The sequence below is a fragment of the Nocardioides pocheonensis genome (genome assembly GCF_003725535.1).
Classification (GTDB): Bacteria; Actinomycetota; Actinomycetes; order Propionibacteriales; family Nocardioidaceae; genus Marmoricola; species Marmoricola pocheonensis.
In genome coordinates this window covers 391,801-403,597 of record NZ_RJSF01000040.1, presented here as the reverse complement: position 1 = coordinate 403,597, position 11,797 = coordinate 391,801, and the positions used below count along the sequence as shown (strand labels likewise).

The 11,797-nt window shown below is 72.7% G+C and carries 12 protein-coding genes; 2 read left to right on the top strand and 10 right to left on the bottom strand.

All coding sequences use genetic code 11. The features are described from left to right. Positions 1–1,061: 1,061 nt before the first annotated feature. Positions 1,062–1,937 (top strand): HNH endonuclease signature motif containing protein, encoded by an 876-nt coding sequence (locus tag EFL26_RS12790; protein WP_123223243.1) that lies wholly within the window; start codon positions 1,062–1,064, stop codon positions 1,935–1,937. A gap of 50 nt (positions 1,938–1,987) precedes the next feature. Here EFL26_RS12790 and EFL26_RS12785 read toward each other — a convergent pair whose 3' ends face one another. The 4 genes from EFL26_RS12785 to EFL26_RS12770 form a co-directional block, all read right to left on the bottom strand. After that, positions 1,988–2,791, bottom strand: a complete 804-nt coding sequence (locus EFL26_RS12785) for a Kelch repeat-containing protein (protein WP_148046702.1) — start codon at positions 2,789–2,791, stop codon at positions 1,988–1,990. Between the two features lie 215 nt (positions 2,792–3,006). After that, entirely contained in the window at positions 3,007–4,233 is a 1,227-nt protein-coding gene (locus EFL26_RS12780; protein WP_123223241.1) for a YncE family protein, read from the bottom strand. 68 nt (positions 4,234–4,301) lie between these two features. Next, complete coding sequence (locus EFL26_RS12775) at positions 4,302–4,682, bottom strand: DUF1304 domain-containing protein (protein ID WP_123223240.1); 381 nt, start codon at positions 4,680–4,682, stop codon at positions 4,302–4,304. Between the two features lie 10 nt (positions 4,683–4,692). Continuing rightward, complete coding sequence (locus EFL26_RS12770) at positions 4,693–5,649, bottom strand: AraC family transcriptional regulator (RefSeq protein WP_123223239.1); 957 nt, start codon at positions 5,647–5,649, stop codon at positions 4,693–4,695. A gap of 83 nt (positions 5,650–5,732) precedes the next feature. Here EFL26_RS12770 and EFL26_RS12765 point away from each other — a divergent pair, with 83 nt between their 5' ends. Continuing rightward, positions 5,733–7,190, top strand: coding sequence for a flavin-containing monooxygenase (locus EFL26_RS12765; protein ID WP_123223238.1), 1,458 nt, complete (start codon positions 5,733–5,735; stop codon positions 7,188–7,190). Here the strand turns inward: EFL26_RS12765 and EFL26_RS12760 are convergent. From EFL26_RS12760 to EFL26_RS12735, 6 genes are all read right to left on the bottom strand, one after another. Continuing rightward, complete coding sequence (locus tag EFL26_RS12760; RefSeq protein ID WP_123223237.1) at positions 7,177–7,530, bottom strand: DUF2834 domain-containing protein; 354 nt, start codon at positions 7,528–7,530, stop codon at positions 7,177–7,179. The two genes, EFL26_RS12765 and EFL26_RS12760, sit on opposite strands and share 14 nt — an antisense overlap. A 16-nt stretch (positions 7,531–7,546) precedes the next feature. Continuing rightward, positions 7,547–8,674 (bottom strand): sensor histidine kinase, encoded by a 1,128-nt coding sequence (locus tag EFL26_RS12755; RefSeq protein WP_183408172.1) that lies wholly within the window; start codon positions 8,672–8,674, stop codon positions 7,547–7,549. Next, on the bottom strand, positions 8,671–9,354 hold the full coding sequence (locus EFL26_RS12750; protein WP_123223799.1) for a response regulator transcription factor: 684 nt from the start codon (positions 9,352–9,354) through the stop codon (positions 8,671–8,673). Before EFL26_RS12750 ends, EFL26_RS12755 begins: the two co-directional genes overlap by 4 nt. A 104-nt stretch (positions 9,355–9,458) precedes the next feature. Next, positions 9,459–10,259: an S-methyl-5'-thioadenosine phosphorylase gene (locus tag EFL26_RS12745; RefSeq protein WP_123223797.1), complete on the bottom strand. Its 801-nt coding sequence runs from the start codon at positions 10,257–10,259 to the stop codon at positions 9,459–9,461. Next, entirely contained in the window at positions 10,256–11,140 is an 885-nt protein-coding gene (locus EFL26_RS12740) for a TIGR03619 family F420-dependent LLM class oxidoreductase (RefSeq protein ID WP_123223236.1), read from the bottom strand. Before EFL26_RS12740 ends, EFL26_RS12745 begins: the two co-directional genes overlap by 4 nt. Positions 11,141–11,161: 21 nt before the next feature. Then, on the bottom strand, positions 11,162–11,797 hold the full coding sequence (locus EFL26_RS12735) for a class I SAM-dependent methyltransferase (protein WP_123223235.1): 636 nt from the start codon (positions 11,795–11,797) through the stop codon (positions 11,162–11,164).

Genomic DNA, 11,797 nt, shown 5'->3' with positions numbered 1-11,797 from the left:
GCAGCGACGACGCGGTACGGCGTCGGGCCGGGTCTCGCTCTCGGCCGCCGGTCTGCGGTTGCTTCGGTGGTTGAGGTGCGAGCGCCAGCGAGCCTCGAAACCACCCGCCGGCTTCCGGTCTGTGCCGGGGGAACCGGCAGCGACGACGCGGTACGGCGCGGGCCGGGTCTCGCCCTCGGCCGCCGGTCTGCGGTTGCTTCGGTGGTTGAGGTGCGAGCGCCAGCGAGCCTCGAAACCACCCGCCGGCTTCCGGTCTGTGCCGGGGGAACCGGCAGCGACGACGCGGTACGGCGCGGGCCGGGTCTCGCCCTCGGCCGCCGGTCTGCGGTTGCTTCGGGGGTTGAGGTGCGAGCGCCAGCGAGCCTCGAAACCAACCCGACGGGCATGGACCCAGCCACCGACCGCCGAGCCAACCCCAGGTGGTTGAGCCTGCCGAAACCATCCGCACCGCACGGCCGCGGTGGGCCACGAAAGATTCTCGAGAAATCTTCCGAATTCCCTTACCAGCAAGGGGAATTCGGGCCCGAAAGTGTCGGTGGTCACCCCTAGATTCGAACCATGAACCCGACCACCAGCACCGACCGCGACACCGCGGTGCTGGACGCTGCGCGTGAGTTCCGTCGAGCCGCGAACGCCGCCGAAGCTGGACTCCTTGCGACGGCACTGGAGTGGACGCACCTGCATCTGGTCGACGACCTCGACGACGCGGCGACGTTGATCACCGGGACCGGGCGGGACACCGGGATCCCGATCGCCGGCGAAGGCGCACCCCTGGTCAGTGAGTTCGCGGTCTGGGAGCTCGCCGCCGCACTCGGGTTGTCGATTGAGTCCGGTCGGAACCTGGTCGCCCAGGCCCTCGAGCTGGCCCACCGGCTCCCCAAGCCCTGGGCACGCGTCCAAGCCGGAAACCTCGCGCCGTGGCGGGCCAAGCGGATCGCTGACGCCACCCTCCACCTCAACCCCGAGGCCGCAGCGTCGTCGACACCCAGGTCGCGCCGTTCGCGCACAAGACCGGGCCCACCCAGACCCAACGGCTGGTCGACCAAGCGATCGCGTTGTTCATGCCCGAACTGGCAGCCGAGCAACGCGACCGATCGGCCGAGCAGCGGTACTTCACCATCGACCACGACCAGGTCTCCTTCGCCGGCACCAGCCGCGTCCACGGCGAGCTCGACCTCGCTGATGCGATCGACCTCGACGACGCCGTCCGGCGGGGTGCCGAACAACTCGCCGCGCTGGGCAACGAGGAGTCGCTCGACGTGCGCCGGTCGCTGGCGGTCGGGATGCTGGCGCGGGGTGAGCAGGCGCTGGAGTTCGAGAGTCAGAACCCGGTGGTTTCGGCAGGCTCAACCACCCAACTGATCGGCTCAACCACCCGACGTGCAGGCTCAACCACCCAGAACGCCCGCGACGTCGTGCTCTACGTGCACCTCTCCGAGGACGCCCTCCGCACGAGCGACCGCAACGCTCCCGCCTGGGTGGAGAACGCCGGCGGACACCTCGTCACGGCTGGGCAGGTCGCCGAATGGTGCGGGGTTTCGGCAGGCTCAACCACCGGGACCACGAAGATCACCGTCAGACCCGTCCTCGACCTCGCCGCAACCCTGCAGTCGACCGGCTACCAACCCAGCCCCACACTCACCGAGCAGGTCGAGCTGCGCGACCGCACCTGCGTGTTCCCCTGGTGCCAACGTCCCGCACGCTCCTGCGACAGGGACCACATCGTCCCCTGGGAGTCCGGCGGCCCGACGTCGAGCGACAACCTCGCCGCTCTGTGCAGACGCCACCACAGGCTGAAGACCCACAGCGGCTGGACCTACACGATGCTCACCCCCGGCGAGTACCTCTGGCGCAGCCCCCACGGCCATGCCTGGCTGCGCGACCGCACCGGCACCACCGACCTCAACCAAGACACGGTCGAGCCGCCCGAGCGATAGCTGCACCGCCCCGCACCCGGCGCACGCGCCGGGCCAGCGGCATGCCCGCGTCAGCTCCAGCTGACCTCGACCACCCGGTCGGTGAAGTCGGGAGCCTCGCCGCCCAGCAGCCAGGCCTGGCTCCCACGCACGACGACGGGGGCGTCGGCCACCGGCTGGGGCAGGTGGCCGGCTCGAGTCCAGCGGCCGGTCACGGTGTCGAACCACCAGATCGCTCCGGTCGTGCGGTGCACGGCGGTGCGCCCGCCGAGGACCAGCAGCCGGCGCCCGACCGGGACGACGGCCTCGTGGCCGAGTGGACCGGGGAGTCGACCGGCCGAGCGCACCTGGCCGCTGGCCACGTCGATGCGGTAGACCTCCGTGAGCTCGCGCCCGCCGACCTCGCCGCCGAGCACCCACACGGTCCCGCCGATCCGGGCAGCGCCGGCGTACCGGACTCCGGAGGGAAGGTGGCCGATCACGGTGAAGTGGGTGCCGTCGGTGGTCCGCAGGATGCTCGTGGGAGTGCTCGACCCGTCGTACCCGCCGACGACCAGCAGCGCGTCGCCGAGATCGACCACGGACAGGTCCGAGCGCGTGCCACCCGGGAGTTTGCCGACGGACTGCCATGCCGCGGCACCGCCACGCTGGACTGTCGCGAGCTCGGTGGCGCCGCCGCCCCCGAAGAGGTACGGCGTACCGCTCAGCACTCCCCCGGCCGAGTCGTGCGCCGGCTGCGCGAGGTGACCCGCAGGTCGGGCGCCACCGCCGGTGAGGTCGAGGGCCAGCACCTGGTCGGTCGAGTGGTCGCCCGGCATCAGCCCGCCGGCCAGGAGGGCGCGACCGCCGAGGTCCAGGGCGACCGAGCGGCTCACCGGGGCGGGGAGCCGCCAGGGGGCGAGGACCGCCCGCACCGACGTCGGGGAAGCGACAGCCGGGGAAGGCGCCGTCGTCGTCGATGCGGGCGGAGACTCGGCCGTCCGTGGCTCCGGACCGGGTGGCCTGGAGGAGGAGGGAGAGGAGGCGCAGCCCGAGGCGAGGGTGAGCGCGGCGAGGACGGCCGCCACACCTCGTCCGAGGGCCGCCGGGCTCACCGGAGGTTCCCGGTGTGACCCAGGGAGTACCGACCGGGCTGCGGCCAGACGCACAGGCCGTGCGGGCTCCCCGGGACCTGGATCCGCGCCCGCAGCTTCCCGGTCGCCGTGTCGAACGCGTACACCTCGTGGTCGTAGCGGCCGGCGAGCCACAGGGTCTTGCCGTCGGCGGAGACGCCGCCCATGTCGGGGCTGCCGCCACCCGGGATCACCCAGGTGTCGACGATCTTGTGGGTGCGGAACGACACCACGCTGACCCTGCCGGCACCGCGGTCGGACACGTAGAGGAACCGCGAGTCGCGGCTCGGGTAGAGGCCATGGGGGTGCGAGGGCATGGCGAGCACACCGACCTGCTTGAACGACGCCGCGCTGACCCGGCGGAGCTGGTCGGTGCCCATGTCGGCGACGTAGAAGGTGCGACCGTCCGGGGACAGGCGCACGTCCTGGGGCATGCTCATCGAGCCGAACTTCAGCACTCCGAGGACCTTGTGGCTCAGCGTGGCGACCTTGACGAGCTCACCGGAGAACTCGCACGTCACCACCATGAAGCGCCCGTTCGCGGAGAAGTCGGCGTGGTTCGGCCCGGAGCAGCCCGGGGCGGTGACCTCCTTGATCGGCTTGAAGCTCTTCGGCCTCGAGAACTGGATGATGTCGTGCTGCTCGACCATCACCACCGCCTGCTTGCCGTCCGGGGTGAAGTAGAGGTTGTAGGGACGCGGCACCGAGATCGACCGCACCCTGCGGGCGGTCCGAGGGTCCAGCTGGACGAGCTCGTTGGAGACGCTCGAGTTCGTGTACAGCCGAGTGAGGTCGTACGACGGAGTCACGTGCTGGGACAGGTCGCCGACCTCGATCTGCCCGACCACCTTGTACGTCGTGGGGTCGATCAGCGTGACCGTGTGGCCGGTCGGCGAGGAGTCCGGCACGTAGATCATCGGCCGGTCGCCGGCCACGGCCGGTGAGAGCTCACCGGGCCGGTCGGCGCCGTAGACGTCCTGGCCGACCACCGGCGGCATCCCCGGAAGCGGGTGGGCGAACGGCCCCTTGGGGACCTCGGCGGCAGGGTGCGCGGCGGAGGTCGAACCCGGGGACGGCGCCGACGAGGGCGGCGTCGCCGATCGCGCCGCCGGCGGGCCCGACGAGCACCCCGCCAGCGCGACGGTGGCGAGGGCGAGTGCGGACACGCACGCCGCACCGACGCCCCGGCGGGCGGATCGGGTCATGGGCGAACGGTGCTCGAAACTCGCTGACACCCGGCTGAACGGCCCTGGCCGCGGCAGGCAGCGTGCGCTCAGGTCCAGGCCCACAACGCCAGGGACACGAGCGCGAGCGCAGGGAACAGTCCTTGCACCAGCGCTCCACGGGCCTTGCCGGGGTCGGACCCGACCAGCACCAGCGCCGCGGCGAGCATGGAGCCCACCCCGGCCACGACGAGCGCGACACTCGCGTGCCGGTCCGACGACACCATCGCGATCCCGGCCGCGGTGACGGCGGCGAGGAACAGGTTGTAGAAGCCCTGGTTGAAGGCCCAGGGCCGCATCACGGCGGCGTCCTCGGCACCGATCCCGAACGCCTTGCGCCCTGCGGTCGGGAACGCGAGCGACTCCAGCCAGAAGATGTAGACGTGGACCAGGGCGGCGAGGCCGGCCAGGACCAGCGCGACGGTCAGCATGGCCGGGAGCCTACGCCCGCAGGGTGGCTCCCGGGGTGGCGCCGAGCCAGCGGCGGTGCGCGTGGATGAAGCTGGCCGCCTCGGCGTAGCCCAGGCGCTCGGCCACCTCGGCGACCGACAGGCCCCCGGTGGCCAGCAGCCGGGCGGAGAGCGAGGCACGCACCTCGTCGAGCAAGGCCTGGAAGCCGGCGCCCTCCGCGGCGAGCCGGCGGCGCAGGGTGCGCTCGCTGACGCCGAGCGCGTCGGCCACTCCTCCCGCACCGGGGTCGAACCGGAGCCGTTGGGCGAGCAGGATCCGCACCTGCTGGGCGAGGGGGCTCGCGTCGCGACGCCGCTCCGCAAGATCTGCGCAGAGCTCGGCCGCGAGGGCCTGGGCAGCCGGGTTCGCTCGGGGCAGCTCGGCGTCCAGGTACGACGCCGGGAGCGTCACGCGCGCCCGCGGCCCGTCGTACGCGGTGGGGAGCGAGCCGAGGAAGAGCTCGCGGAGCACGGCCTCCACCGCGGCCAGGTCCCGGGCCACCAGGAAGTCCCGGACGTCGGCGGGCAGCGTGTCGGCCCAGGTCTCGATCACGACGGTGTCGCCCTCGACCCGCGCGTGCGGGATCGAGAAGGTGAAGGTCAGGTCCATGAACCGGAGCGCGAAGTTCATCGCATCGAGCAGCGTGCGGCTCGAGACCAGCGCGTAGCCGGCGATGCCGAAGGTCTCCACCCGGTAGCGCCGCCCGAGGACGACGCCGGAGCGGGCCGGTCCGGACCCGTGGCGCAGGAGGTTGCGGACCACCCTCAGCTCCTGCTCCGCGGTCGCCTCGAGGTCGTCCCGGGCGAGGTCCGCCACCCGGAGCCCGGTGCCCGCGAGCACGGTCCGGGGCGCGAGCCCGTGGGCGCCGGCGTGCTCGACGAGGACCGCGATGCCGCGCACGTGGCGCGGGAAGTCCCAGTCGCGGACGGCCGGCTCGAGGAGCTGCACCCCGGAAGACTAGGCCGGAATTGTCAATCGGTCGTGCCGTCCCGCTCTGTTGGCACGCGTCCGTGGTGCCTACCCTTCCGATCATGGACACGCGGACCTCGCCCCGGATCGTCGTCATCGGCGCCGGCTTCGGCGGACTCGGCACGGCGATCGAGCTGGTGCGGCACGGCTTCGAGGACGTGACCGTCCTGGAGAAGGCCGAGGACGTCGGCGGTGTCTGGCGCGACAACACCTACCCCAACGCCGCGTGCGACGTGCCGTCGTCGCTCTACTCGTGGTCGTTCGCGCAGAACCCCGACTGGCACCGCCGGTACGCCGGGCACGCCGAGATCCTCGCCTACATCCGACGGGTGGCCGCCGAGCTGGGCGTCCTCGACCGGGTGCGCACCGGCGTGGAGGTCACCGGCGCGGCGTACGACGAGGACACCGCGACGTGGCGGGTGGAGACGGCGACCGGCGAGACCCTGACCGCCGACTTCCTGGTCGCCGCCGTCGGGCAGCTCTCGCGGCCGGTGATCCCCGACCTCCCGGGTCGGGACAGCTTCGCCGGGCCCGCGTTCCACTCCGCCCGCTGGGACCACTCCGTCGACCTCACCGGCAAGCGCGTCGCCGTCATCGGCACCGGGGCGAGCGCGATCCAGTTCGTGCCCGGCATCCAGCCGACCGCCGGCCACGTGACGGTGTTCCAGCGCTCTGCGCCGTACGTCGTGCCGAAGCCGGACATCGGCTACAGCCGGGCCCGCCGCGCGCTCTACGCGCGGGTGCCGGGCACGCAGGCCTTCGGCCGCAACCTGACCTGGGTCCTGTCGGAGCAGCTGAACAAGTCGCTGACCGGCACCGCGCCGATGAAGAAGCTCATGGAGGCCGGGTGGCACGCGCTGCTGCGCGCCCAGGTGCGCGACCCGGAGCTGCGGGCCAAGCTCAAGCCGGACTACCCGATCGGCTGCAAGCGGCTGCTGTTCTCCAACGACTGGTACCCGACGCTGGTCAAGCCCAACGTGGACGTGGTCACCCACGGCGTCGTCGAGGTGCTGCCCGACGGCGTCCGCAGCGCGGACGGCACCGTGCACCCGGCCGACGTGATCATCTGGGGCACGGGCTTCGCGGCGACGGAGTTCCTGGCGCCGATGAAGGTCCAGGGCGCGGGCGGCACGTCGCTCGACGACGCCTGGGCGGACGGCGCCCGTGCCTACTTCGGCATCTGCGTCCCCGGCTTCCCGAACCTCGGCCTGGTCTACGGCCCGAACACCAACCTCGGCGGCAGCTCGATCATCAACATGATGGAGTCCCAGTCCGGCTTCATCCGGCAGCTCGTCGAGCGGGTCCGCGACGGTGGCAGCGTCGCCGTGAGGCCGGAGGCGGAAGAGAGCTTCGACGCGGAGATCCAGCAGCGGCTGCGCGACAGCGTCTGGGGCGGCTGCGCCAGCTGGTACCGCGACGACCACGGCCGGGTCACCACGAACTGGCCCGGCACGGTGGCCGAGTACAAGCAGCGCACCGCGCGGGTCGACCCGGCGGACTTCGAGGTCACACCGCGCTGAGGCTGCGCTCCCGGGCCAGCACCCGCGTGCGGGCGATCAGGAACAGGGGGAACGCGACGCTCGCCGCGACCAGGAACACCAGCGCGACGTAGACCCACCAAGCAGGCACGCGGAGCCGCCGCCCCTCGACGACCATGAAGACCGCGGCGACGAGCGCGACGACACCGAGGTCGATGCCGACGAAGCCGACGACGGGGTTGGCAGTGAGCCGGTCGACCATCGCCCCCAGGTCGTTCCGGTCGGAGCGCAGGAAGGCGACCAGCGTCCACTGCGTGCCCACCAGCGCGACGGCGGCGAAGGCCGCGTACGCCGCGCAGAGGGCCTTGTCGGTGCGTGTCATGCCGCGATCGTAGGGGTCAGGCAGGCGCGGGCAGCTGCACCCGGAAGCGACACCCCGGCGCGTGGTTGACCACGCTCACGGTGCCGTGGTGGGCCTCGACGATGCCCCTCACGATCGCCAGGCCGAGGCCGGCGCCACTGCCGAAGACGCCGGTCACGTCCGGCGTACGGGCCTGGCTGCCCTGCCAGGCGACGTCGAACGCCCGGGCCATGTCCTCCTCGGACAGGCCCCCGCAGCCGTCGGTCACGCTCAACTCGACGCCGTCCGGGCCGGATCGCCCGACCACCTCGACCAGGCCGTCCGACGGGGTGTGCCGGATCGCGTTCATCACGAGGTTTCCGACGACCCGGGAGAGCTCCGCGGAGTCGGCCACGACCTCGAGACCCTCCTCGACCCCACCACCCAGGCGCACGCCGCGTGCCCGCGCCACGGGATCGGCGCTGGCGATCGCCTCGCTGACCAGGTCGCCGAGCATGACCGGCTCGAGGGACAGCCGCAGGTTGCCGGCGTGGATCCGCGAGAGCTCGAAGAGGTCGTCGACCATCCGGACCATCCGGTCGACCTCGGAGCGGATCTGCCGGTGGTAGCGCGACGGGTCCTCGGCGATGCCGTCCTCGAGGGCCTCGGTCATCGCGCGCAGGCCGGCCAGCGGCGTGCGGAGGTCGTGGGAGACCCAGGCGACCAGCTCCCGCCGGGAGTCCTCCAGCCTCGCCTCGCGCTGGCGCGACTCCTGGAGCCGGCGGCTCGTGCGGGCGAGCTCCTCGGAGATCGCCTGCAGCTCCTGGGGCCCGTGCCGGCCGGCCGTGAACTCGCCGCTCTCACCGAACCGTCGGGCCTCGTCCTGGAGCTCGTGCGACCACCGCGAGAGCGCGGTGCCGACCGCCGCACCGGCGAGCAGGGCGACCACCCCCGCCACGACCGAGACCCAGAGCAGCACGTGGAAGTCGTGACCGGAGAGGAACATCGCGTTCGCAGTGCCCACCATGCCGGCCAGCACCACGGCCACCGCCACGACGGCGACGGCACCGCTGAGCCAGCGCACCGAGCGCCGGCGCGACAGGTAGAGCACGAGCAGACCGACGACGGCTGTCGCGGCGGACCAGCCGGCCGCGATCAGGACGATGTCGACCTGGTCCTGGGTCACGCCGCGGGCTCCCAGCGGTAGCCGACGCCCCACACCGTCACCAGGCGGCTCGGCCGCTTCGGGTCGCGCTCGACCTTCTCGCGCAGCCGGCGGACGTGCACGGTGACCGTGGACTGGTCGCCGAACGACCAGCCCCAGACGTGCTGCAGCAGCTCGTCGCGCGAGTACGCCGTGCCGGGATTCGAGACCAGGAAGCGGAGCAGGTCGAACTCCCGGGAGGTGAGCGCCAGCGGCCGGCCGTCCAGGCAGGCCTCGTGACGCCCGGAGTCCACGACCAGGTCGCCGTCGGTCACGGACCCGACCTCCGGCTTCGCCTTCTCCCCCACCCGTCGCAGCAACGCCTCCACGCGGAGCACGAGCTCGCGCGGGCTGAACGGCTTCGTGACGTAGTCGTCGGCGCCGGACTCCAGGCCGACCACGCGGTCGACCTCCGCTCCGAGCGCGGTGAGCATGATGATCGGCACGTCGCCGGCCGCCCGCAGGCGACGGCAGACCTCGAGCCCGTCGATGCCCGGCATCATCAGGTCGAGCACGACCAGGTCGGCAGGATCGGACCGCATCGCGCGGAGCGCGTCGGCGCCGTCGGCCGCCTCCACCACCGTGTGGCCCGCGGCGCGGAGGTAGGACACGACCACCTCGCGGACGGTCACGTCGTCGTCGACGACCAGCACTCGCGCCATGGTCACCTCGCCTCGTCCTGGAGCTCGACGGTCATGTCACGAGGTTAGGGCTCGCCGCGGCCTCCGCGGACCCGCAATGCTTACGGGCCCGTGACGCCGGTGGCTCAGCCGGTGCGCCCACCGGGGACCTCGTAGGTGAGGTCGAGCCCGTCCGCCCAGGTCGCGCAGGTGCACCCGGCAGGATCGGGCAGCTCACCGATGAGCGCCGCGAGCAGGACCTTGAGCCGCTCGACGTTGCGGGCGAACATCGCGAAGACCTCTTCCTGGCCCACGCCCTCACCGGACTCCACCCCGGCGTCCATGTCGGTCACCAGCGCAATGCTCAGGTAGCACATCTGCAGCTCGCGGGCGAGGACCGCTTCGGGGTGCCCGGTCATGTTGATCAGCGACCAGCCCTGCGCCGCGTAGTGCTGCGACTCCGCACGCGTGGAGAAGCGCGGCCCCTGGACCACCACCATGGTGCCGCCCGTCTTGATCCCTGGCTGCCTGCCGGCCGTCTCGGCGAGCCGGCCACAGTACGGGTCGGCGAACGGCACGTGCACCGCCCCGGACTCCACGTAGCTCTGCGCCCGGCCCGTGGTGCGGTCCACCAGCTGGTCGGGCACGACCACGTCGCCCGGCGCGACGTCGGGCCGCAGCCCGCCGACCGCGCACGGCGCCAGCACCTGGCGGACGCCGAGCGAGCGCAGCGCCCAGAGGTTCGCGCGGTAGTTGACCAGGTGCGGCGGGAAGGCGTGGCGCTCGCCGTGGCGCGGCAGGAACGCCACCCGGCGCCCGGACACCTCGCCGAGCGTCACGGGCGCGGACGGCTCGCCGTACGGCGTCTCGACGGGCACGCTGCGAGCGTCGTCGAGGAACGAGTAGAAGCCACTCCCGCCGATCACGGCGACGTCCGCTGAGGTCACGGGGACACTCTGGCAGGTGCGGACAGCGGCCACAGGACGTCCTCGGCGAACCGCCGGACGCCGTCGAGCTTCTGCTCCAGGCTCGCCTCCAGACCGTGGTAGTACGCCCACGGCATCGTCCAGACGTCGGTGACGCCGGCTTCCTCGGCAGCCACGAACTGCTCGGGGAGGAACGCGTCGGTGAGCGCGGTGATCACCCGGAACTCCCCCGTCGCGCCGATCTGCTCGCGCAGCTCGGCGAGCCGGCGGGCGTGCCGACCCGCCTCCTCGGTCGTGTAGAGGTCGCCGATCCAGCCGTCGTGCCGGGCGGCCCGGGCGAGCGCCACCTCCGACAGCCCGCCCACGTAGATCGGGACGCGCGCGGTCGGCGTCGGCTCCATGGTCAGCCGGGGTGTCGGGTGGTGGACGCCGTCGAACTCGGTCCAGCCCGGTTGCCACAGCCGGCGGAGCAGCTCGAGCGCCTCGTCGGTGCGCCGCCCCCGGGTGCCGAAGTCCTGCCCCATCAGCGCGAACTCCTCGCGGCACCACCCGACCCCGACGCCGAGCGCGACCCGGTCACCGGAGAGCACGGCTGCGGTGCCGACGGCCTTCGCGACCAGGTAGGGACTGCGCAGCGCCGGCACGTAGACCGAGGTGAAGAACCGGATCCGCTCGGTCACCTGGGCCAGCGCGCCGACGAGCACCCAGGGATCCGGCCACTCGGTGGCGTGGTCCCACCGCCGCTGCCCGTCCGGCGTGTAGGGGTACGGCGTCTCCAGCGTGGCCAGGTCCACGACATGGTCGGGCACGGCCAGGGCGTCGTACCCGCAGGCGTCGGCCTCCCGCGCGATCGCGACGAGCTGGTCGACGGGCTGGAAGGCGAGGCTGATCGCGAAGCGCATGGGCCCAGACTAGAACGAATTCTAGGCTTGGCCGATCACCAGGTGCCGCGCCACCGGCGGCCCGGGCAGGTGCTCGGTGCGTACCTCGGCCAGTCCGGCCGCCGCCATCGCCTCGGCGAGCGCGTCGACCGGACGCAGCCGGAAGCCGTACGCCGTCACCGGCATCCGGGCCATCTCCTCGGGGTCGGACACACCGACGACGAGCCGGCCGCCCGGGCGCAGCACCCGAGCGAGCTCCCGGAACGCGGCCTCGAGGTCCTCCACGAAGTACACGGTGTTGACGGTGATCGCGGCGTCGAGGACGTCCTCGACGAGCGGCAGCTCGGTCATCGAGCCCACCGCCAGGGTCAGCGTGCCTGCCGCGCACTGCTCGCGAAAGGCGCGCCGGGCCTGGTCGACCATCGTGGTCGAGACGTCGATCCCGTGGACGCTCCCGGTGGGTCCGACCCGGTCCAGCAGCAGGCCCAGCCCGACGCCGCCACCGAAGCCGATGTCCGCCGCGGTCTGTCCGGGGCCGACACCGGTCGCGGCGATCGCGGCCTCGACGAGCGTGCGGTTGCCCTTGTTGAGCGCGCGCCCGACCAGCCGGCCGCGCCACCCGCTGGGGTGCCCCAGCTGGCGGGCTCCTGCGGCCAGGAAGCGCTGACGAAGGCTCAT

What these genes read in the sequence shown, in the direction of transcription:
- EFL26_RS12790 (WP_123223243.1), top strand. Translation starts at nt 1,062, where the DNA reads ATGCCCGAACTGGCAGCCGAGCAACGCGACCGATCGGCCGAGCAGCGG.
- EFL26_RS12750 (WP_123223799.1), bottom strand. Translation starts at nt 9,354, where the DNA reads ATGGCGCGAGTGCTGGTCGTCGACGACGACGTGACCGTCCGCGAGGTG.
- EFL26_RS12735 (WP_123223235.1), bottom strand. Translation starts at nt 11,797, where the DNA reads ATGAGCCTTCGTCAGCGCTTCCTGGCCGCAGGAGCCCGCCAGCTGGGG.
- EFL26_RS12760 (WP_123223237.1), bottom strand. Translation starts at nt 7,530, where the DNA reads ATGACACGCACCGACAAGGCCCTCTGCGCGGCGTACGCGGCCTTCGCC.
- EFL26_RS12765 (WP_123223238.1), top strand. Translation starts at nt 5,733, where the DNA reads ATGGACACGCGGACCTCGCCCCGGATCGTCGTCATCGGCGCCGGCTTC.
- EFL26_RS12780 (WP_123223241.1), bottom strand. Translation starts at nt 4,233, where the DNA reads ATGACCCGATCCGCCCGCCGGGGCGTCGGTGCGGCGTGCGTGTCCGCA.
- EFL26_RS12740 (WP_123223236.1), bottom strand. Translation starts at nt 11,140, where the DNA reads ATGCGCTTCGCGATCAGCCTCGCCTTCCAGCCCGTCGACCAGCTCGTC.
- EFL26_RS12775 (WP_123223240.1), bottom strand. Translation starts at nt 4,682, where the DNA reads ATGCTGACCGTCGCGCTGGTCCTGGCCGGCCTCGCCGCCCTGGTCCAC.